This is a genomic window from Cytobacillus gottheilii (assembly GCF_001636345.1).
GTDB lineage: Bacteria > Bacillota > Bacilli > Bacillales > Cytobacillaceae > Cytobacillus > Cytobacillus gottheilii.
On record NZ_KV440945.1, the window covers coordinates 2,523,009 to 2,545,150 of the forward strand.

The 22,142-nt window shown below is 38.5% G+C and carries 25 protein-coding genes; 7 read left to right on the plus strand and 18 right to left on the minus strand.

Annotated features, from left to right (window positions below):
* Positions 1-92 precede the first annotated feature (92 nt).
* The 6 genes from A6754_RS23215 to A6754_RS12200 are packed head-to-tail and all read right to left on the minus strand — an operon-like array spanning position 93 to position 4,796.
* Entirely contained in the window at positions 93-2,162 is a 2,070-nt protein-coding gene (locus tag A6754_RS23215) for a methyltransferase domain-containing protein (protein ID WP_066445811.1), read from the minus strand.
* Between the two features lie 5 nt (positions 2,163-2,167).
* Positions 2,168-3,247: a tetratricopeptide repeat-containing glycosyltransferase family 2 protein gene (locus A6754_RS12180; protein WP_066445814.1), complete on the minus strand. Its 1,080-nt coding sequence runs from the start codon at positions 3,245-3,247 to the stop codon at positions 2,168-2,170.
* The gene (locus A6754_RS12185) at positions 3,244-3,531 is read right to left on the minus strand and encodes a hypothetical protein (protein ID WP_066445817.1); all 288 of its coding nucleotides are present in this window, start codon (positions 3,529-3,531) and stop codon (positions 3,244-3,246) included. Before A6754_RS12185 ends, A6754_RS12180 begins: the two co-directional genes overlap by 4 nt.
* 20 nt (positions 3,532-3,551) lie before the next feature.
* Entirely contained in the window at positions 3,552-3,899 is a 348-nt protein-coding gene (locus A6754_RS12190) for a DMT family transporter (protein ID WP_066445819.1), read from the minus strand.
* Positions 3,900-3,911: 12 nt separating this feature from the next.
* Positions 3,912-4,232 carry a DMT family transporter gene (locus tag A6754_RS12195; protein ID WP_306806939.1) on the minus strand — a complete coding sequence of 107 codons (321 nt, stop codon included), beginning with the start codon at positions 4,230-4,232 and terminating at the stop codon, positions 3,912-3,914.
* Between the two features lie 27 nt (positions 4,233-4,259).
* Complete coding sequence (locus A6754_RS12200; RefSeq protein WP_066445825.1) at positions 4,260-4,796, minus strand: M15 family metallopeptidase; 537 nt, start codon at positions 4,794-4,796, stop codon at positions 4,260-4,262.
* A gap of 140 nt (positions 4,797-4,936) precedes the next feature.
* Here A6754_RS12200 and A6754_RS12205 point away from each other — a divergent pair, with 140 nt between their 5' ends.
* Positions 4,937-5,113, plus strand: coding sequence for a CsbD family protein (locus tag A6754_RS12205; RefSeq protein ID WP_066445829.1), 177 nt, complete (start codon positions 4,937-4,939; stop codon positions 5,111-5,113).
* 534 nt (positions 5,114-5,647) lie between these two features.
* On the opposite strand, the gene A6754_RS12210 is transcribed toward A6754_RS12205, so the two are convergent.
* Positions 5,648-6,580 carry a C40 family peptidase gene (locus A6754_RS12210; RefSeq protein ID WP_066445832.1) on the minus strand — a complete coding sequence of 311 codons (933 nt, stop codon included), beginning with the start codon at positions 6,578-6,580 and terminating at the stop codon, positions 5,648-5,650.
* 452 nt (positions 6,581-7,032) lie between these two features.
* The gene (locus A6754_RS12215; protein ID WP_066445837.1) at positions 7,033-8,016 is read right to left on the minus strand and encodes an LLM class flavin-dependent oxidoreductase; all 984 of its coding nucleotides are present in this window, start codon (positions 8,014-8,016) and stop codon (positions 7,033-7,035) included.
* Positions 8,017-8,349: 333 nt separating this feature from the next.
* On the opposite strand from A6754_RS12215, the gene A6754_RS12220 reads away from it, so the two are divergent.
* Both A6754_RS12220 and A6754_RS12225 read left to right on the plus strand, forming a co-directional pair.
* Positions 8,350-8,652: a DUF6199 family natural product biosynthesis protein gene (locus tag A6754_RS12220; protein WP_066445839.1), complete on the plus strand. Its 303-nt coding sequence runs from the start codon at positions 8,350-8,352 to the stop codon at positions 8,650-8,652.
* 37 nt (positions 8,653-8,689) lie between these two features.
* Positions 8,690-8,902 carry a hypothetical protein gene (locus tag A6754_RS12225; RefSeq protein WP_066445842.1) on the plus strand — a complete coding sequence of 71 codons (213 nt, stop codon included), beginning with the start codon at positions 8,690-8,692 and terminating at the stop codon, positions 8,900-8,902.
* 41 nt (positions 8,903-8,943) lie between these two features.
* Here A6754_RS12225 and selB read toward each other — a convergent pair whose 3' ends face one another.
* The 4 genes from selB to A6754_RS12245 form a co-directional block, all read right to left on the minus strand.
* Positions 8,944-10,824 carry a selenocysteine-specific translation elongation factor gene (gene selB / locus A6754_RS12230; protein WP_082851678.1) on the minus strand — a complete coding sequence of 627 codons (1,881 nt, stop codon included), beginning with the start codon at positions 10,822-10,824 and terminating at the stop codon, positions 8,944-8,946.
* Positions 10,825-10,854: 30 nt separating this feature from the next.
* Positions 10,855-11,634 carry an acetate and sugar kinases/Hsc70/actin family protein gene (locus A6754_RS12235; RefSeq protein WP_066445845.1) on the minus strand — a complete coding sequence of 260 codons (780 nt, stop codon included), beginning with the start codon at positions 11,632-11,634 and terminating at the stop codon, positions 10,855-10,857.
* On the minus strand, positions 11,631-12,353 hold the full coding sequence (locus A6754_RS12240; RefSeq protein WP_066445849.1) for a YwaF family protein: 723 nt from the start codon (positions 12,351-12,353) through the stop codon (positions 11,631-11,633). The genes A6754_RS12235 and A6754_RS12240 overlap by 4 nt, the downstream gene beginning before the upstream one ends.
* A gap of 191 nt (positions 12,354-12,544) precedes the next feature.
* Positions 12,545-13,465, minus strand: a complete 921-nt coding sequence (locus A6754_RS12245; protein ID WP_156495777.1) for an acetamidase/formamidase family protein — start codon at positions 13,463-13,465, stop codon at positions 12,545-12,547.
* A gap of 122 nt (positions 13,466-13,587) precedes the next feature.
* On the opposite strand from A6754_RS12245, the gene A6754_RS12250 reads away from it, so the two are divergent.
* Positions 13,588-14,211, plus strand: coding sequence for a cupin domain-containing protein (locus A6754_RS12250; RefSeq protein ID WP_066445854.1), 624 nt, complete (start codon positions 13,588-13,590; stop codon positions 14,209-14,211).
* A gap of 82 nt (positions 14,212-14,293) precedes the next feature.
* Here A6754_RS12250 and A6754_RS12255 read toward each other — a convergent pair whose 3' ends face one another.
* The 5 genes from A6754_RS12255 to A6754_RS22995 all read right to left on the minus strand — a co-directional run bounded on the left by A6754_RS12255 (position 14,294) and on the right by A6754_RS22995 (position 19,069).
* Entirely contained in the window at positions 14,294-15,037 is a 744-nt protein-coding gene (locus A6754_RS12255; RefSeq protein ID WP_066445860.1) for an SDR family NAD(P)-dependent oxidoreductase, read from the minus strand.
* 178 nt (positions 15,038-15,215) lie between these two features.
* Complete coding sequence (locus A6754_RS12260) at positions 15,216-15,431, minus strand: hypothetical protein (protein ID WP_066445862.1); 216 nt, start codon at positions 15,429-15,431, stop codon at positions 15,216-15,218.
* 396 nt (positions 15,432-15,827) lie between these two features.
* Positions 15,828-17,753, minus strand: coding sequence for an endonuclease MutS2 (locus A6754_RS12265; protein ID WP_066445865.1), 1,926 nt, complete (start codon positions 17,751-17,753; stop codon positions 15,828-15,830).
* A 427-nt stretch (positions 17,754-18,180) separates the two neighbouring features.
* Entirely contained in the window at positions 18,181-18,771 is a 591-nt protein-coding gene (locus tag A6754_RS12270; RefSeq protein ID WP_066445868.1) for a hypothetical protein, read from the minus strand.
* Between the two features lie 142 nt (positions 18,772-18,913).
* Positions 18,914-19,069: a hypothetical protein gene (locus A6754_RS22995; RefSeq protein ID WP_180320218.1), complete on the minus strand. Its 156-nt coding sequence runs from the start codon at positions 19,067-19,069 to the stop codon at positions 18,914-18,916.
* Positions 19,070-19,386: 317 nt separating this feature from the next.
* Between A6754_RS22995 and A6754_RS12275 the strand changes: the two genes are divergently transcribed.
* From A6754_RS12275 to A6754_RS12285, 3 genes are all read left to right on the plus strand, one after another.
* Entirely contained in the window at positions 19,387-19,881 is a 495-nt protein-coding gene (locus A6754_RS12275) for a DUF2243 domain-containing protein (protein WP_066445870.1), read from the plus strand.
* Positions 19,882-19,975: 94 nt separating this feature from the next.
* Complete coding sequence (locus A6754_RS12280) at positions 19,976-20,683, plus strand: cytochrome c oxidase assembly protein (protein ID WP_257299169.1); 708 nt, start codon at positions 19,976-19,978, stop codon at positions 20,681-20,683.
* 80 nt (positions 20,684-20,763) lie between these two features.
* Complete coding sequence (locus A6754_RS12285; RefSeq protein ID WP_066445873.1) at positions 20,764-21,411, plus strand: DUF1796 family putative cysteine peptidase; 648 nt, start codon at positions 20,764-20,766, stop codon at positions 21,409-21,411.
* 89 nt (positions 21,412-21,500) lie between these two features.
* Here A6754_RS12285 and A6754_RS22790 read toward each other — a convergent pair whose 3' ends face one another.
* The gene (locus tag A6754_RS22790; RefSeq protein WP_156495779.1) at positions 21,501-21,674 is read right to left on the minus strand and encodes a hypothetical protein; all 174 of its coding nucleotides are present in this window, start codon (positions 21,672-21,674) and stop codon (positions 21,501-21,503) included.
* Positions 21,675-22,142 lie beyond the last annotated feature (468 nt).

Below are 22,142 nucleotides of genomic sequence, written 5' to 3' on the forward strand. Positions count from 1 at the left end.
TTTTATTGTTTTTTTAAATGGGAAATAATCCAGAAAAATTGAGAATAAAAAAACAGTCACTGCTAAGGCAGTGTCCTGTTTTTTTGTAGTTACTAATCCATACATTTCTTTTCTAATAAAATAAAATCTGCCGATGAAAGACTGGGATACTTTTGTTTTATTACCCCAATTACGGTAAATGCTTCAAACGCTTCAAGGCGTTTAAGAATATCCCGGTCTTTAATAGTAGGTGCAATTTCATCCTCAATTTCATTGGTAATTCTCGTATAGAGGATCACATAAGAATTAGAGCAGTTAAATATATGTGTTATCGTCCGCTGAAAGTCTTCTTCATCGATGATATGATACAATACGTCCAAACATACAACGAGGTCGGCACTAACAGACCTAGCATCAAAAAATTCGGGATTATAATGGATAAAACTCTTTGTTTCATCATCTTTAAATTTTTCTTTGCACATATGAACCGCTGATTCTGAAATATCAAACCCTTGGTATACTGGATAATTCATATATTGCAGCTGATTTCCATCTCCACAGCCAAATTCTATAACACTTTGAATCTCATGCTCCTCAATAAAAGTGTTCACCACATCTGCCTTAAACTCTGCAAGTTCCCCATATGATCCTAAACCTGATGTTCCGCCTTCTGCATAATTAGCTTCCCACCAGTCTTTGTACTGAAATCTTGCAATGGACTTTTCTTTCCGCAACACCGCCCGGAAACAGCATAATCCGCCCCAATCTGTGGTATGCAAACTATATTCATATAAATTTGTATCAACCTCTCCGGCAAAAGCTAATCCTGCTTCCTTGATACAAGTCATTAAATAATCAAGTTCTATCGTTGGGAAATCAAAAGTTAAAATAATAAGTCCATCATCTTTTAAAGTAGTGTTAAATTCTTTGAGTGCTCTGGCAATATCGCCTTTAGGCAGATGCTCCAGTACTGAAATACAAAAGATCTTATCAAACTTTTTCTGCTCATACGGAAGATGAATCAGATTTGCATGCTGAAAATGAATCTTATCAAAATGGATCGCTTCAAGTCCGGGATCCTCACCATATACTCTTTGCATTTCTTGCATCATTAAATCATGATTTAAAACCCGATCATCGATATCACACGCATATGTTTCTTTGCAATTCTCACTCATGTAAAATTTTAATGGATGCTCAATGCCACAAGCGGCATCCAAACAAACATCATGATCATTTATAAACTGAGTCGCCCATTCATATTCATAGTAACGGCTCCACCAATTATCGGGCAATTTAAACACAAAGGTTTCGCTGCTATTATCATTCTCTTTAAAGAAGCGAGAGGTAAAGATCAAATCCTCTTTTTTCTCATTCATTAATTTCATTTTTGCTTTCTTAAAGCTTGCCACTCCTTGTAAATCTTCTTCTCTGTAAATGTGATAGGCTGGAAAATGAGTATCAACGAACAACGGAATACCAAGGGCTGCTGCTCGAATGCAAAAATGACGGTCTTCTCCCCAATAAGATAGGTTTGAAATTTCCGCAAAGGAAGCACCTTTTAGCAGTGCATCTCGACTAATTAACGTGCATGCACCTAAACCGCCCACTTCATATATGCCTGGCTGATGCAATTGTGAAATAAATCGATGTTCCTGAATCTTTTTTTCGTTCTCAGTCAAAAATTTTGCCTGTATTTTGGTCAATTCATACTCATCTCTTAGCCATACTTGAGGCATTTCGGGTAAATGAGGTTTCCATTTCGTCCAAAAAACTTCTGAAATAATATCTTTATTTGATGATAGTAATTGTTGAATAGTCTGAGGATGGAGGACTAGGTCAGAGTCAATCAGAAATAGATAATCAAAATTATTTTCAATTGCACTTTTAATCATCATATTTTTAAATCCTGCAACCTTCCATATATGATGATCCTGCCAATAATGTGTGATTTCATCACAAATAAATGCCTCGCTTGCGCCACTGGATTTATAAATCATGCTATGTTTATTTTCAGTAGAAAATTCACGAAGAATTTGAGAGGATTCAATGTTATGATTGTCGTCCACAAACAGAAAAAAAGACTGTATATCAACCATATTTAACTCTTTTAGAGACTGTAAAAACTCATTCAGAATTTGGGGCTTTTGACAAACAGGACTGGCCAATAACACTTTCTTCATTTCACTCACACCTCTTTAGGCTGAAGGAGTTCTTTGAAATAACGCTGATTTGCGAGCAGCCGTTCATCATTGGGACGAAAGGTTAAGCCGCGGTCGTTATATTCATTTGCTTTTTCAGTATCACCAAGCTTGTCATAGCAAACCGCCAGCTGCAGCAGCGGCAGCCATGTAGAAAAGGAAGGGTTATAAAAAGGAGCACTAGGATCATCTATATTTGCTAAAGCTTGTTCATACCAATAAGCAGCCGATTGAAAATCTCCTTTTTCCATAAAAGAAAAGCCAAGTCTGCAGCATGTCTCCGGACGAGGTGATGTATAGGTGAGCGCATGTAATACGGCCCCAATTGCTTCCTCTGTTTTCCCTAATTGATGAAAACAATCTGCGAGCTTATGACATGCACGGAGATTATCCTCCAGCCAGCCATTTTTCGTCAATAAGAACTGCAGATAATACTCAATCGCTTTTTCAGCCTGACCATGGTCAACCAGTTCATTTGCATAATAAAATAAATCCCTTGGTGTAAAATTAATCTTTTCATCTAGCATTCTTTCATAAATTCTTATATTTCGATCTGCATCATGAGATAGCGGCAAATGACAAATAGCTATTTCACTGTCATACAAATTCCCGTTTACGGCTAAATATTCATGTACTGCCCCCACCCACTTAAAGCCCTTTTCCCTCTTTACAAGCCGATACCGTCTTAAACTGGAGGTTGGATGATTTTCTGAATCAAAGGCAAGGTGATAGATCATAGATACAGCATCAATTTCAGTATTTAATGTTTGACGAAGCTTTTGAAAACGCTGCTGATCTTCTTCTCTGACAACATCATCGGCATCGAGCCATAAGATATAATCACAGTTTGCATGAGCAAATGCATAATTCCTAGCCGCCGCAAAATCATCAACCCATTTGAAATCAAAAATTTGATCTGTATACTTAGAACAAATCGATTTAGTCTGATCGGTTGATCCAGTATCAACAATAATAATCTCATCAACAAGGTCACACACAGATTGCAAACAGCGTTCAATAACTGCTTCCTCATTTCTCACAATCATGCTTAAACTAATGGATTTCAAAAGACATTCCCCCATTGACGTGAGAATTTCCTATAATGAAGTTGATAACACTTTTTTCTCATAAAAGGAATTCCCCTTTTTAAACCCTCCGTAATGGCCATTGTGCCAGTCATACTCACAAGAATGCTTGAAAAAACAGCTTCAAAGGCATAGTAAACTCCAGTACCCACACCCATTTCCAAAATCAGAAAGCGTTTAACTTCAGAAAAGGGTACTACTACAAATAGTACATTGCTATTTTTAAACATTTTTTCTGCAGCATCCTTTGCCATTTTTCTTAACATTATGAGCAAACTCGGTTGTCTTATTCCACTTCTTTTCCTGCCGGCTGAGCCTGTGTTGCTGTATTTAAGAGGGCGATTCCTCCGATCACTAGGCAAACACCTGCTGCTTTAATAACACTAATGCCTTCATCAAACAGCAAAATGCCAATGACGACACTTAAAGCTGTTCCTACACCAGACCAGGTCGCATAAGCCACAGATAAACTCATTGTCTTCAAGGCGTAGCTTAAAAGCAGAAACGCCAAAAGAAACCCAGCTGCCACACCAATTGATGGCAGAAGGTTGGTAAAACCATCAGACAGCTTTAGCATCGTCGTTCCAAAAGCTTCAAAAATAATAGAACCTGCTAAATAATACATTCCCTTCATACGTTTCATCTCCTATTTTGATACATTCATAAGCACGAGTCCTGCGACAAGAAGGACAATACCCATTATTGCTTTTTTGTTTAAACGATCCTTAAAGAAAAGCACACCAATTAACACCGTTAAAATCGTTCCCAGACCACTCCAAGTTGCATATACCAGTCCTAACGGGAGGGACTGCAATGTAAGTGAAAGTAAATAAAAGGCAATTCCGTATCCTCCAATGACACCTGCAACAGGACCAATACGTTTAAAGCCTTCTGATAACTTTAGCATAGATGAACCAAACACTTCAGATACAATAGCAGCTAATAATAATAAATAAGCACCTAAAATCATACGCTCTCTCCTTTCTTAATTGAATTATTCTGGCGGTCTATTCCCTCGCTGCAATTCAGAAATCGACAATCCGAAGTTCATCTGAAAATGAGGATAGTCTTTGAAATTCCGCCAATCTCCGCCCCAGGAAAAACCTAAATCCTTAGCAATGGATACAACCTCATCCCAATCTGGAGTTCCGTTGCCATTTCCATCATACTCCATATCCCAAACCACTTGCCCATCTATTGTCATAAGAGCGAAATCAATGGCCAATCCATAATTATGGTAGGATTCACCGCCCTTTGCATTTGTAACAATATTTCCTGATGTTGAGCGTCCTTGCTCATAAAGGCGATTCTGCTCTTCATAGCTTCGAAAATCTGCTGTAATCACAACTTGAATACCTTTATCTGCTGCTAAGCTCACCAATTCATCTTTTTTTAAGGATACAGTTGGATGCAGACCATCAGGAAGCGGTACATCCTCTTTCGGCACGGTACTATATTGATAGATTAATAAGCCAACAGTAAATAAAATTAGCAGCACCACTAATAATCTAAACGTTTTTGCTATCTTCAAAACTCGTTATTCCTCCTAAGTCATCATCGCTGAATTAAATTGTACCAAACAATAGACGCACATAAGTATAGAAAGGTTCTGTTTAAATACGAAATGATATGGGAATAGAATAATAGACAACTTATTAGGAGGTATTCGACATGAATAATCATCAACAGGAAGGCAATAAAGATCAACTTAAAGGCGAACTAAAACGTGTATACGGTAAAGCAACAGGCAATGAGAAAAAAGAAGCTGAGGGCAACATGGATAAAGCAAAAGGAAAGCTTCAAGAAACCTGGGGCGACGCGAAGGAAGCTTTTAAAGATAAGAAATAATAATATAGCAGATTGCAAAAACCTAAGACCATTTGAGGGTCTTAGGTTTTTGTTTTACTGTTACTGGTTCACCATTCGACATTTCAGTAAGAAAACAGTCAGAAAATGCAGATATTTTTGTTGTTTCAGCCGTTTTAAATGGAGGTATTATACTGGTACAAGCAATCCATTACTCATGAAAGGATGATATTCATGAAAATTAGAGCTGGCAGCTGGAGGTTATTAAGTGATCAGGATAAACAGTTTATATTAGAAGCCGTTTGCTGGAAAAGCAGATGGAGGAAATAAATTTTCGCGTATCTTTACTTAAATGCCATGTACAAAGCTGAAAAAAGGATAGATGATCATTCACCTATAATAACTCTATCCTTTTTTCAATACATTTCCTTCTACAATTTCCTCATAAAAAATAACTTTAAATCCTTTAAAGTAACTCTCCAAATCGAAAACTATGATTTCACGGCAGCAAACCAACAAAAATGCTTGTCAATATGATGAAGGATGTTCAAATTGCTATTAAACTAGTTCTTTTCATTAAAATGGAGTCTTAGCTCCCAAGTAACGCGGCTTCCAATAAGTTGAATTCATGCTGCTGATCGTTACACCTGTTGAAGATCCTGCATGGATAAATTCGTTATTGCCCAGATAAATCCCAGCATGTGATGGACCTTTTTTATACGTTTCAAAGAAAACTAAATCCCCTGCCTTTGGGGCTGCTACCGTCTTTGCCGCAGCCCAAATGGTTTCAACCGTTCTTGGAATAGTTACACCAGCTTTTAAGAAGGAATAATGAATAAATCCGCTGCAGTCAAATCCTGCAGGTGAAGTGCCTCCCCAAACATATGGAACACCAATATGTTTTTTTGCTTCTGTAATGATTTGTGAAACTTTTGAAACATCTGTGCTTTCTGGAGAAGATTTAATATTCAGAACTTGACCGACATAGATCGTATCTGCTGTCATATTGTTCATTGCTTTAAGGGCAGTAACTGTGATCCCATGACGAGTAGCAACATTCCATAATGTATCCCCTGACTTGACCGTATAGGTAGTTCCCTCGGCATTTATAATTGGGCTGGATGATGTGCCAGAAAGCTTTAATTTTTGACCAACATAAATAGTATTAGAAGTTAATTGGTTATAACTCATTAATTGCTGAACAGTTAGACCATTCTTAGATGCAGTGGACCAAAGACTGTCTCCAGATTTTACGGTATACTCTGTAGCGATATTCTGCTGACTATTTGGATCAACCAAAGATAAAGTTTGTCCTGGATAAATAGTTGCATTTGATAATTGATTCCAGGCAATTAAATTTTGCACAGATACTTGCTGTGAAACAGAAATCTTCCAAAGAGTATCACCTGCAGAAACTTGATAGTTATTTTCACTTGCACTAACTTGTCCGCTAAGTCCAGCGAACACAAAACCTGCTGTTGCTGCCATGGTTAAAAGATGTTTCTTCATGCTGCTTCCTCCTAGAGTCCTATTTCTTAGCTTTATGGTATTTCAAAATCAAGCTTGAACTCTATGAGAAAAATGTGGTTAGATTAGCAAAAATAGAATAAATAACTATATTTATCTAACTAATCTACTAAATACCATTATAGATAAGTAAATAGACCTATAAAACAAAATACCAGAGGAAAATCAAATGACAAATGGATGATTATTTATGAAATATTTCCGCATGAAACTTTTGGTAAATAATTGTCCTGGCTAATTCTAATAAACATCAAATCGATCCTAATCTTAAAACGGGTTTGATGGAGCGGAGTACACTCGACTCTTGAGGGAAGTAGAGGAAAGAGTGAGTCCCAAAGGCTTGCTGAATAGGCGCAGCTTCCTCCGCTCGAAAAGCGAGAGTTGCAGCGCAATGAAAGAAGTAATTGAATTTTCATCTCTCAAAAACAGCTTTGTTAAAACAATTCTGCTGTTAGTTCGTAGCTTTTCACTTTGTCTTCAAAGGAATAAACATTGCAAATAATCATGAATTCTTCTGTCTGATACAGTTCGCTAAGCCGTAAGAGTTGTTGTCGGACCCTGTCTTTTGTCCCGATAACCATTCGTTTTCTGTTTTCTTTTATGATCGAATAATCTTCAGCTGTAAGCACTTTTTTTCTTGCTTCTTCTGGACTTAAAATTTTCGTGCTTTCTCCTTTTGCAATCGATAACAGCCACATGTCCTGACTTAATGCCATTTCTTCAGCTTCCTCTTGGGTATTGGCACAAATAACGAAAATACATATGTTTGCCTGAGGTTTGTCCAGAAGCGGGGATGGCTGAAAATGTTTGTAATAATACTCTGTGGCTCGTTTTCCATTTACTGGTGAAATAAAATGACCAAATGTAAAGGCTGTTCCATATTCTGCTGCGAGTCTTGCTCCTCGATGGGTAATACCAAGCAGCCACAGATCAGGCACTGTTTTGGTAAGTGGGTATGCTAGTACTTCTTCACTATTTAACTTTTGCTGCTTCTGCAAATAATACTGCAGATCCCTCACTTGACGTGGAAATTCATTCAAGCTTTTTCGTATACCATCCGTTAATGCGAGCCTCGTTTCTGCATTTCCGCCGGGTGAACGGCCGATCCCCAGGTCGATGCGTCCCGGATATAAGGACTCAAGAACCTTAAAATTCTCTGCTACTTTAAATGCACTATATTGAGGCAGTAAAACTCCTCCAGAACCTATCTTGATCTTTTTTGTATGTGCGGCAAGGTGAGCAATCAGAATTTCAGGTGAAGTACCTGCAATCCCGTCTGAATTATGATGCTCCGCTACCCAAAATCGCACAAACCCCAGCTGTTCTGTCAGTTGTGCTAATGCTGTTGTATTTTGCAATGTTTCTTGTGCGGTATTGCCGCTGCTTAGTACTGACTGATCCAAAACACTTAACTTCATGCCTCTCCTCTTTTCTTAAATGAATGTAAAAAGATGATTATGTTAAAAAAACCTTCTTATATATAAATTTTTCCAAGATGATAACAGTGTGCTGAAATACTAGTTTCCCCATAAAGGCAGGAAAAAGATTTTTTTAATTTGGTGCATAGTTGTTTTATTCTTTCTTATATCATCTAATAAACGGTATTAGTTGTAAAATATATTGTTTGAAATAGAAAAACCCGGATAAACTTGAATATCTTAATAACATTTTCAGACAATTAGAAACCTTTTATTTCGTAAAACGTAAAGTAAGATAAGGATATTGAACAGATCTCATTGAAGGAGGATATTATGTTTACAACCATTTTTTTCACCGTTGTCATATCGATTCCAGTATACGGCTTTCTAATTTGGATGTATTTGGAGCCTGAAGAAAGCATGTTAGTTGGTAAACGGTGGATGTATCAAGAAGATCCAGAAGTATCAGATTCAGCGATTCGCTATACGAGATTTTTATCAGTGACCACAATGATTGGTCTTCCTTTCTTATTTATTAGTGCTATTTTAGAGATACCCGTTTTAAGATTCGTTTACGTAATATTTCCAGTCGTCATCCTGGTAGGAGCATTAAAGATCTTTACAGATCAAGATTAACTAACATAGAAAGGATTACAGGAAGGGAGCACATAAAATGGAGAAGAAAACTTCACAATGGAGAATGAGTCAAGCAGCGCTAATGGTACTGATCGGCAGTATCATTGGAAGCTCAATCGTTAGTCCTAGCCTAGCCTATATACTTGGTGCCTTGTCAGGTTCATTGCTGCTCGTACTTATAAACGTTGTGCATGTAATTTATAAAAAAAGAAGATCCAGACCGAACAACCTTGATAAAAATAGGAATTAAGCAACAAAGAAAAAGCTGGAGACATATTCCCCAGCTCAGTCTTACGTCTTCCAGACTCGTTTATTTTCTTCCCGATAAGTCATTCCTAAAGAATCTAGTCTTTCTAAAAAAGGAATCATATATTTCCGGGAAAGTCCCAGGATTTCTTTCGCCTCTCCAACATCAAACACATCGGCTGTTTGTTGTTTAAGCTTTTCAACTGCATTTCTGAAGTGAATTCCATGCAAGTAAAAAACATCATCCAATGGAACAATTTCTCCTGTATCCTGGAGGAACTTCTTTAAGTCTCCCTGCAAATGTTCCGGCAATCCTGCAGTATTGTAATAGTCAGTAAAATAAGCAACCTGCAATTCATCCTTTTGCAGTGACAGCAGCATGTTCTCTGTCCTCTTCTGCCAATTGGATGGCACATGAGGATTAAAATGCTGATGACGGATAAACTGGCCATTGCGAATAAAAACCCCTGTTTCTTCCCCTTTATTTATAACAAATTCAACCAATGATTTCGGATAGTGATTCTGAAATGACTGCAGCAGTTCTGCCTTTTTTAATCCTTGCTTTAAAGGATGCTCCTGATGAAAATCGTTAAGTTGATCATAGACTTCTTCCTCAATGAAAAGCTGCAGTTTTTTCAATGTGTAATCACTTTTATTTACCTGGACAAAAGGCTCGTTTTGCAGTATTTCTTTTATCGTTTCTTCATCTAAGGAAGTTTTCAGAACCAGCTCTCCCACAGACAAACATTTCTCTTCTGTTAATACATCAATAATCCGCTCTTCTGGTGTGCCGATCTTTTTCCTATCCAGTTCCTCAATGGTGCCAAGACCAAATCGATATTTACGGCCATTAGGGTCAATCACCCATCCGCCCCCTATTGTCTCTTGAGGACTTGGTCTTCTTAAAATAAAGCGATCTCCTCTTTTGGCCACAATCTCTTCATCAAGTCGAAGCTGACAAAGAATCTCCTCACGATCCTCTGTTAGATCATTTCGATCAAAAAAGACAATCCTGCCCATCACTTCTGCAGTGCCAATATGACATTTAATTGGCATCCGCTGTTTCACCATATACTCCAAATCTTCAACAACCTTCATACTCACATCAATCGTGCGTGTCACTGCAAAATGCTCTGAAGAAACAAGAACATCTCCGCGCTGTATCTCTTCTTTTGCAGCTCCAGCCAGATTAATCGCCACCCTCTGACCAGCAAATGCTGCTGATGCTTGCTTATGATGAACCTGAAGCTGGCGGGCGCGTACTTCTAAGCCCTTTGGCAAGATGGTAAGTGATCGTCCTTCCTCTACTGCTCCTTCATAAACAGTCCCTCGTACTACGGTTCCCTGCCCTTTAACAGAAAACACCTGATCAATCGGAAGACGAAATTCACCTTTTACATCACGTGTGTCGTGATCTTTCAGTGTACAAATAATCTTTTCTTTCAGTTCTGTAATACCTTTTAAGGAGAGACTATCCGTTAACATGAAAGGCGCACCTTCAAAGACAGTTCCAACCAGCTCTTCTCTAATATCATCCTGTACAAGCTCTATAAACTCTTCCTCAACGCGATCCATTTTCGTAATCGCAACAATCCCCTGCTTAATACCAAGGAAACCAAGTATTTCAAGATGCTCTCTTGTCTGCGGCATCACGCCTTCATCTGCTGCAACAACGAGCACAACAAGATCAATGCCCGCTACACCGGCTATCATTTGCCGGATAAAACGCTCATGACCTGGAACATCAATTACAGAAATTTGCAGGTCATCGTCCTCATATAAAGGAGCAAATCCAAGCTCAATCGAAATTTGTCTCTCTTTCTCTTCTTTTAGCCGGTCCGTGTCCACATTTGTTAATGCTTTTGTTAACGTTGTTTTTCCATGATCAATATGTCCTGCCATTCCAATTGTAAAAAATCTCTTCAATGCTGCCACCCGCTTACCAATATGTAAAATTTAAAAATACAACGCTCCAACAGCACCGCTGTATTCTCCATTTTCAATGAATATACTTTTAAAATCGAACATTTCTGCATACATTTCAAGCTGTTTCCGTAATGCAGGATTAGAAGCACCGGCTCCAATAAACGCCATGGGAAGCTTCTGCTGCGCTGAACCAGCAATAACAAGCAAATAGATCGTTTCAGCGATCATATTAACAAGTGCTGCCATTTTAGCACTTTCATTTATTTCATCGTTAAATGCCTTTGCAAAATTACTGGCAGACAACTCACCTAAAAGCGGTGCCTGATCCTGTCCATCATAAACATCACTGACTAAAAGGTCAGCTTTTTTACGATCCCCTTTAACTGCAAGATCTACAAGATCTTTATAAACGGTTTTCCCAGTTAATAACTTTCCTAGCCCAAGGAAGGTTCCTCCACCCATTGCCGTACCTGAAACACGTTCGGCTGTCCCTTTTTCTACATGCAAAATAGAAGTCCCTGTGCCTATGCTAATCAAAAGAAAAGGTTCCGGTATTTGATGCAGTATTTTTACCCCTGCTGCTGCAGCAGAAAACTCATCAATTACTTCAGCATCCGGGAAATAGTTCCTTTTAAGCCCACCGGCTCCTCCCCCTGTCAGAACAACATCTGCATGAGGAGACACCATCTTGATCCAGTTAAAAAGAGAATCTGCTTCCTCAATAGGATATCTTTTATAATGAAAATTTCCATGCTCTTCATAGGCCAATTTAATAAAAGTGGCACCAGCATCGATTCCCAGCTTATTCATGAGTTATCCCTCGCTTTTTGTTGTAATGCATAAAAAGGAAGCAGGATGACAGCGAAGAATATGAATGCTGCTGCTTCTAAAACTAGAATATACCACGGATATGGACCAAAGTAATCAAGTAAGGATCCGTTAGATGGCTTATAGGATAAAAACATATAATTCCCGCCTGTCAATTTGTTCGCATAGTAGGCGAGAGCTGCACAAATATTTAAAAAGATAAAAGAACGTACTAAGCCTTTTACCGTAGGCTTATATTTTAAAACAAAGATAAAGTAAAAGCTTGTTAAGATAATAAATATATGGGTGATGAAAAATTGAAAATAACGAAAGTGGGGAAAGCCTAAAAACAGTTCAGGCGTTAATACAGCCATTAAGGCTCCCGCTACACCAAGAAAATAGACAAATTGAAACATCATCTTAGATTTCGTGAGATGTAAAATTAAACAAAGCATCAGACTGATTGAACAAAGCTGAAGCGGCAGGGCAATCGAGCTTTCCCACTGATTTGTCGAATACAGCCAAAAATGATAACCTGCTTCAAGTGTAAATAATATGACAAAGAAAGAAAGCCTGATTCCTTTATCAAACTCTCTCAATTTTGCACGAAAAAAATATAACGCTACTATGCCAATTACTAAAAAAATCACCATAAAAATATGTGATGCCGAATAAGCTATAAAAGGATATGTCTCATATTGATTCCCGAATATACCGTCCATTATCCTGACCCCTTAATCTCTAAGCTTTTGTATAGTATATTGGATATATCCCTTACTTCTCCTGCGGTTTCTTCTCTATGTTTCTTAATTGTTTATAATCTGTCACAAAACATTCATTTTACGTTCACTGCCTTACTAAAAGTATGTTGCAGTTTTAAGCAAGAATTCTTGATTCGAACCACAACATTAGTTTACATAATATTATTATGATCAATCAAACTGATTTTCAATTGTTCCACTAGCCATTTGGGCACATTTATGCGTATGGTCATTAATGGATCAACGATTTGACAAACCTCAACTTGTGCAGCTGCACTTAACAGCATAACCGTTTCACTCATGCTTTTTCCAGATTGTGAGGAAATGACATCAGCCATCATTTCGGTTCCGAGCTTTGCAGCTTCATCCAGCGTTTTAGCTGATACGATTAATGAAAAAACATCTTCATTTTCTAAAAGAGGAAATGAGAATTTGGCATTTTTGACAACCTCTAACGTAACGGTTGCTTTACCAGCGACTTCAATTCCGGATACGCTCACCTCTCCATCTCCCATTGCCGCATGAAAATCTCCAAGTGCGAATAATGCTCCTTCTGTAAACACAGGAAAGTAAAGAGTCGCTCCCTCAGTGATCATTTTATTATCCATATTGCCGCCGTGAGCACCAGGTGTTCCGCAGTTCACTCCACCTTCAGCAGGAGCCACGCCGATCACGCCAATCATCTTATTTAAAGGAATTTGAACTTCATCAAATTGCACATGATTATCTTTAATGGGAAGAATTTTCGCTTCCATTTTTTCTAACCGATGTCCAAGTACTCCTAAATCTGGACCTGTCAGCATAACTCCCTGGCTGCTGATTTCTAATTTGTCGATCTTTACCTTCAGCATATCTCCCGGCTGTGCTCCTTCAACAAAAATAGGTCCAGTTGCCGGATTGATGCGGTCCCAATCCAGTTCAGAGATGGGTGTATCCTCTGAGGTGATTTGATCTTCAAAACAATCATATGTTTCAATCGTTACTGTTTCTCCTGATTTTACCGTTAATACAGGAGTATTCTGTTTATTAAATTCATAGATTAAATGATTTTCTCTCGTTAAAAAATGCATCATATATCCTCCAATTGACATAATATTTTTACATTTATTTTACCGTAAATTTGGGTACTTGCACAGAAAGTCGTCTTTGCTCATACATTAAACACGAAAAATAGGGAAAGAAAGACAGGTGCAATATGGATTATACGTCTCCTAATACAAATTTTAGTTTTGATATGAATAAAAGCAGGCTGTTTACGAAGGATCGGAACAATTACATTAATGTGTTAGGTACAGCTCAGCTTAATACATTGGAGAATATGTCTTTACTTGATATTTTCTTAAGTCCAAACAACGTCATTGAGCCTCATATTCATCAAAACGCAGCCGAACTCGTTTATTGCATTTCTGGATCTGCGATCGTTTCAATGCTGAACCCTTTTTCAAAACAAATTCAGAATTATAGAATTACCCCTGGAAAAGTCGCCAATGTCCCGCAAGGCTGGTGGCATTATGAAGTAGCAGAAGCAGCCAATACCCATCTCTTGGCCATTTTTGACGCTCCGACACCTGAATTTGTGTTAGGATCTGATTTATTAAGACTTACACCAGCTCATATTATGGCACACACCTATTGTTTAGATGAAAATCAATGGAAAAACACAGTAGCTCCCATTAAGGAATCAACCATTATTGGTCCTCCTAAGCATTGTAACCAGCGTGAAACAGTGCAGAAGCCTGCTCATACCTCACATGCACAAATGCACCAGCAGCCATATCAGCAGCACTATTATCCACAGTATTACAGAGGATTCTATTAAATCAGAAATAGCTGCCATACTGTTACCCGTGTATACAAGAAAAGGATGCTCCTGTATGAGGAACATCCTTGTTATTTTAGTTTTATAGTGCCCAGCGGCCGCCATCGATAATATGGTCTTGACCTGTAATATAAGAAGATTCATCGGATGCAAGGAACAGCGCAAGCTTCGCCATCTCTTCTGGTTCCCCCAGCCTGCCAATTGGCACCTGGTTGCTTAGGAAATCAATGATATCTTCAGATAAGCCATCTAACAATGGAGTATTAAAGATTCCTGGATTTACAGAGTTAACGCGGATCCCTTTGTCTACATACTCGATTGCAGCCTGCTTTGTCAGCATGACCATTGCCCCTTTAGAGACGATATAAGCACCAGACCCTTTTGTCACACGATAACCGCCGATGGATCCTGTATTGACGATTGAGCCGCCTCCATTATCAAGCATCATTTTGATCCCTTCCTGCATGACCAAAAACGCACCTCTCACATTTACGCCAAACACCTTGTCCCACTGATCAAGCGGATATTCATGGAGCGGTGTTTCCGTTTGCCCCGTGATTCCTGCATTATTGCAGAGAACATCCAAGCGGCCAAACACTCTCTTGCATTCTTCAAAAATAGCATTCACTTGTTCTAGATCACTTACATCTGCTTTAAACGTATGAAGCTCCCCGCTAACGGTACTTTTTAACTCTTCTACCTTATCACTCACGTCAACGGCAAGAATTCTTGCACCTTCCTTGCTGAACTCTTCAGCCATCGCTTTCCCGAATCCAGATGCAGCGCCAGTAATTACTGTTACTTTTCCTTCTAGTCTCTTACTCATTGATAAGCCTCCTAATGGTTTTTAGCTTAATCATGATGTAAAAATTCTTAGAAGTTAAAAGGGACAATCTCCCTACATTCATCATACTACTTTTTTATAGTTGAGATTTCAAACATTGTGAACTCTTTAGCAAAATTAGATCATTATGAACAAAAAAAAGACCTTCTGACAGAGGTCTTCAATCTTCACCTTTTTCACATGTAACCTGAGACAAGAAACCATCTTTTTCTAAGACAACCTCTCCTACCTCATCAAAGTTCTCAAAACAATCTTCAATAATGGCTTCATTTGTTAGATGGTTTTGATAAATTTTAGTAAACAGTATTCCAGCTACTGTAAAAATGGTGATACTGCCGATAATGGCGATCAGAAGATTTCGTTTTTTATGATTCAACGCTTCTCCCTCCTTATCTGCTTTTATTGTAACATTTAGAATATTGTTTTCATACCTGTGCGTTCTTATTGGGTCAATTATGAAGTCTTAGAATTAAATTGAGAATGTAATTGCGCAAATGGATCTCCCTTAATTCTAAAAATAAACGGAAAAATTCCTTTTATTCTGGGAAATGACACTATTTCCTTCAAAATAAGAGGATTTTTTCCGACTATTAGTGTTAAATCTTAAGATTTTGCTATAAATTCAGCTGATAACCGGAAATTCTCCGCTTATTTTTGCCTTTTTTGCCTCTAAATGGACAATAACCGGAATTCTTCCGCTTAAAATTTCCGATGCCGTCACGAAGGATCAACAGACGTTAGTAATAGACTGCACTTCAAGACTTTTTTGCTTTTATTCCTCCCCCTTCAGCCACACATCCTCCACATGCTTTTTCTTCTGCTGATGGCTGACTTTGCGGTACTCCTTTGATTTGAAAATAATATCAAAATCATAATCTTCAGGATACAGCTCCTCAGCTCTTATATATAGCTTTAGCCTTTTCTGGTTAATGGAACGCTTTTCTTTTTGCACCTGGACAATATACTGCCCCCCAGCATCTGGACCCTTATAGATGATGCCGAGTTCATCGGTTTCTGTTAGTTTCACATTATCACCCATTTTAAAAGCTGGAACTTGTGCTTTTTGGGGTTTAGGTGACTCAGACGTTTGCCGGGCATATTTATTGATGACAATCTGTTTTTCATATTGAGCTTCTTTTAAGTTTTGATCATTGGTATAACTGTGAGATTGTTTGTATGTTAAAAGGTGTGCTTTTTCAATCAGCTGCGGATGGAGTCCAAGCTTGTTGGCGATTTGAAATGCCTGACTTCTTCCGCTCTGTCCCAATAAAAGGCGGTACGTCGGCTGCAATGTTTCAAGATCAAACTCCATCGTGGCATTTATAAAACCTTCAGAAGCATCCGCAAACTCCTTCATCTCACTATAATGTGTCGTTGCAAGTAAGGTTGCTCCTTTTTTGTAGAGCTGCTCTAGAATCACGATTGCCAGAGCCATGCCTTCACCTGGATCTGTACCAGAACCTAATTCGTCAAGGAGTACAAGTGAACGATCATTTGTATTTTGTAAAATCTCAATAATGTTAACCAATCGTGAACTAAATGTACTTAGATTCTGCTCAATGCTCTGCCCGTCGCCGATATCGACGAAAATATGCTGAAACATGCTGATCCTGCTTCCTTCATTTGCTGGGATTGGCAGACCGCTTTGTGCCATCAGAGTTAAAAGACCGATTGTTTTCAATGTTACCGTCTTACCGCCAGTATTTGGCCCTGTAATGACTAATGCATGATGTTTTTCACCAAAGGTTAGCGACAAGGACACGGCTTTTTCACCAAGCATGGGGTGACGCGCTTCTTTAAGATCAATGGTGAAGTCTTCTGTTAAAATCGGTGCTGCACATTTCATTTTGCGGCTATATTGTGCTTTAGCAAATAACACATCATAATGGTGCATCGTTTCAATCGCCATTCGTATTGTCTGCTCATAGGAAAGCAATTTTTCGGTCAGCTCATATAGAATTCGTTCTGTTTCCTGCTCTTCAGCGATGGCTAAAAGTTCGATTTCTGATTGGATGCTGCCCAGTTCAGCTGGCTCAATAAATAAAGTAGCACCTGAAGCTGATGTATCCAGCACCTGCCCTTGAACTTTGGAGCGATATTCTCTTTTAACCGAAAGCGCGAGCCTCCCATTTCTTTCTGCAATCAAGGTATCCTGCAGCATGTTCGCAAATCGCTTCGATTTAACAAGCTGGTGTGCCTTATCCTTGATTTTTTCCTTCAGAATAGCTAGCTGCCTCCGCAAATAGGCCAAATCACCTGAAGCATAATCATCCACCTGCGAGTGGCGAATCACCCTCTGTATTTCGTCTTCCAATTCTTTCACTTCTGGAATCGACATCGCATACAAACTCACATGAGGAGCGGCATATTCTTTATCCTTCATAAACTGTTTAAGCTTCGTGCAATGCTGTAAAAACGAAAGAATAAAGGTAAACTGATCGGCTCTTATATACAAACCTTTCTTTGCCTGTTCCAAATAAAGCTGCATTTCATCGAGTGTATGAATCGGAACAGAGCTGGAAATATTCAAAATCCTGACCCCTTCTTCCACCTCACGAAGCTGCTGTTCAATTTGCCGTTTATGGTGCATTGGCACAGTTGCACGGACTGTATTTTTCCCAAGTGTAGTTTTCGCATATGAAGCGATCTCTTTAAGAATTTCTTTATATCCTAATACATCAAATGTTTGCTGATTCAATTTTTGTTCCTCCTTAAGTGTTGATTGCAGCCCTAAAGATAAAAAAAGCCGCCATGAACAACAAGTTCATGACGGCATGATGTGGGGTAATTTATCTGGCAATGTTTGCGGTAATCTTATGCATCAGAAAGAGATAGAAATGCTACATTCCTCCAAAAAATGCACACAAAAAAACTACAGCAAACACGCCATAGCTTCGTTACCCGTTCTCTATGCTATGAAGTGTGTTCTTAACTTCCTTGAAAAAGCGCATACTGAATAAACAGGCATCCTCCTGTTTTTTTACGCATTCAAGGCCGTATCCAGTTAACGGTTAGTTAAGAACATTCACACTCATAAAATAATCTCCTTTAAAAGGGCTGCAATTTATATAGTAAGAATACTTTGTTAAAGGTTGTATGTCAACTGATTGTATAAAAATGACAGCTTAATCCTCCCAATAAAAAATAGCATCCATGACGAAATAATTCCCGCGATTACGATAAATGGTAGGAATTTTCGCTTGAAAAGGAAGAAATCTTTTCATCTCTCTGGCATGTAAAATCTCATAATCATATTCTATTAGTGCCTGTTTTAATTGGGCGCCGAACGATTGATATTCTTCGTTCACAGAAAAGGAATTAAGACCATCAAGGAGAGTTCCACAGCTCCAGCCAACCCTTTCATTTGTCTCGGTACTGATGTTTCTATATCGAACATCTTCCCCCATTATGGCGACTGGTGCCAGGGTGCTGATATCGATAATAATTCCCTTAACTTCTTCCTCGCGAATACCATTGCTTTCATGAATAGTTTTAACTTCATCTTTGCTGTAACAGAAAAACTCAACAAACGATGCATACCCGCTGCCAAAATGATCCCACTCAGCTTCACATTCTACATGATGAATTCGTTTGATTCGATAATATAATCTTCTTATATGTTCCTTAATTTCCTTCTCATCTTTTGTAACATAAGGAAAAATGTCTCCGATTATTTTACCTGCTATCAGGTCCCGTAATTGATTATCTGAAAACATTCTTCAGCCCACCTACAGATTTAATATAGAAAAATATCATTCTTTCAAGTTCACGAACAATATAGCATGACTCAACTGTGCTCATTTGGAAATTGATCATCCAAAAAAGTAGTCTAAAAGGGGTCCCTGCCTCACACTTTCCTTAGTGTGATTGACTTTTATTATTTTTCCTTTTATCAAACCATACCCATACAAAAAAGAGAATGACGCCAATTGGTGTAAGAAATGAAGTCATCCAATTATGCTCATTTGGTAAAATATAGATTAAAATGGCGGATAAAATGATAAGTGGCAGCACGATAATAAACCACCATCTTACATATTTATTTTGAAACTGAAATCAAATCTCTCCATTATTTTCCTCCTAATCACTTTATATTGGAATATTCAAATAATTAAGTTCTAGACTCTTGGCTGTATGCAGGAAAATAAAGCTTTTTATCAAGGATAACACATCCTTCTTAAATTAAGGGAATAACAGGAAGATATTTCAGAGAACCTTACACTTTCGCTCCTTTCCCTTCTTTTTTCACACTTAAATAAACATTTGTTTATCTGTTCTATATGAAGGCAACACTTAACTTATTTAAACAAAACATTTTTAAGGAGAAGAAGATGGTTAAAAACGAAAATAAAGAACGATTTACTTATGCAAAGCGAAATCTTTGGTCTGGCATTCTATTTGGAATCGGACTAGCCGCTTTTATTGATGAGACCGTTTTTCATCAGCTGCTGCGCTGGCATCATTTTTATGATAAGGCTACAACCGATATCGGCCTGATTTCAGACGGTTTTTTTCATGCGTTTAGCTGGTTCGCGACCATTGGGAGCTTGTTTATGTTCGCTGATCTTCGGCGGAGGAACGGGTTATGGATTATGAGGTGGTGGGCAGGAGTATTAATTGGTGCCGGTGGATTTCAGTTATATGATGGAATCATACAGCATAAATTAATGCGATTGCACCAGATTCGTTATGTAGAAAATGTCATTATTTATGATCTGATTTGGAACATAATAGCAATTATACTGATCTTAATTGGTATAATTTTTGCTGTTCGAACGAGAAACAGACAACGATATAGTAAGGATGTTTCACATGAACATTCTTAATCACATTCATCACTCAGATCCAGCTCACATTGAACATACAGTTTTAGTATTACCTCAGCTGCTCTTGGCATTGCCGTTTGTGGTGGTTTTGGTGATGTATATCCTTGCTGTTGCGGTTTCAAACAAAAAGCACAAAAAATGGCCCATTTATCGTACTGTTTGCTGGATTTTAGGAGTTCTTTTTGCTGTCGTTTCAGTAGCAGGTCCTTTAGCCATTCGGGCACATACCGATTTTACAGCTCACATGTTTGGACATTTATTATTAGGGATGTTAGCGCCTTTACTCATGGCATTAGCGGCGCCGATGACATTGATATTGCGCACACTCAACGTACCACAGGCAAGGAAATTTTCAAAACTGCTAAAAAGCTGGCCATCACAGATGCTTACGAATCCGGTTATTGCCTCCCTTCTTAATGTTGGAGGATTATGGATTCTATACACTACCAATCTATACTCCTTAATGCACCAGAGTACTCTTTTGCATCTAATCATCCATTTTCACGTATTTGCAGCAGGCTATTTATTTACCATTTCCATGATCTATATCGATCCGATTTTCCATCGAACGTCATTTATATTCCGGGCAATTATTTTTGTTGCTGCCTTAGCTGGTCATGGTATTTTATCCAAGTTCATTTATGCCAATCCGCCGAATGGAGTGCCTGCTGATCAGGCAGAAACCGGCGGCATGGTGATGTATTATGGCGGGGATATTATTGATGTATTCATCATCTTCATTCTCTGTTTGCAATGGTTTAGATCAACACGACCTCGAATAAAGATTGCTATAAATCAATAATTATTTTTTCCAGTTTGTCCAAACCATCCATTGATTTCGAGCGTTTACTATAGTATTAATGACGACAAAGGATGAGATGGATGAAGCTACAGGATATAAAGGGTACTTATGATGTTATTGTGAGTATTGGAAATGCTTGTAATCCAGCTATGGAATTAAAGCGGCTAGGTTTAAGATCATTTTCAGGGCCGTTGGATTGGAGTGTTTCCAGTTCGCTTTTAAATGTAAGCAAGTTATTTGAGCATCGTTTCCGGGGATTTATGGAGCATAGCAACATGAAGTTAATGGATGAGGTTGGCGGATACATGGAAGATGGTGTAGATCAATTCAGGAAGTCTTACTTTCTAAAAGATGAAATTTATGACGTCTTATCTGTTCATGATTTCCCTGTCAACGACCAAAATGACTGGACACTTGGCTATGATTCTTTTAAAGAAAAAAAAGAAAGACGGGTAGAACGATATCTTCATAAAATTCATACAGGAAATCGAATTCTGCTTGTGCGTTGGTTTGGTGATTATGAAGGAGCAGCACAGCTTGAAAAAGTATTAAAGGATTTTGTGACGGGCGATTTCAGAATCCTCCTCCTCTACCCTGTAAATGGACTGACTGAAATTAGAGAAGTTGATTGGGGACTGCAGCATGTTTGTGTGGTTGAGGTACCAAATGAGCCAACAAATAAGGATATTTGGGATTATGTTTTAAATGGGGTAACATTGGCACAATAACTGGGTAAAAGCAAAGAGCTATATAGCGTAAAGTGAATAATACAGCTTTTCGTTTTTTGGGCTCTTCGCTTTTTGTTTACATAATATTATTATCTTATACTTCGTATGATTAATAAGATCACACCGGCAATCAAGGTGCACATCAGCAGAATTGTTCCTAATCCAGTACTATATACAAAATACACCTTTGTGTTCATGATTACGTTTACGATTAAAAGGACAAAAATAACAAAGCAGACAGCCACAAGAATACGATGATCCATCCTTCGCCTCAACACTCCAGCTCCTTTCATACAGAAAAGTGCAGGCAACCTGCATTAAAGGGAAACGGTGTCTTTATTTCATGCCTATGTCGCATGGATCTTGTATTATTCACATATTTTCATATGAATGGCTTTACTAGAAAATAGTGTGTTTCTGTGTTTCTCCTTCCCCAACTCTATTGATTACCGGTATTTCGGGATTTACTTCGGCGTTCTCCTTCCCCAACTCTATTGATTACCGGTATTTCGGGATTTACTTCGGCGTTCTCCTTCTCCAACTCTATTGATGACCGGCATTTCGGGAAGTACTCTGCCTCTCTCCTTCCCCAACTCTATTGATGGGCGGCATTTCGGGAAGTACTCTGCCTGTCTCCTTCCCCAACTCTTTTGAAGACCGGTATTTCAGGAAGTACTCTGCCTGTCTCCTTCCCCAACTCTATCGATGGCCGGCATTTCGGGAAGTACTTC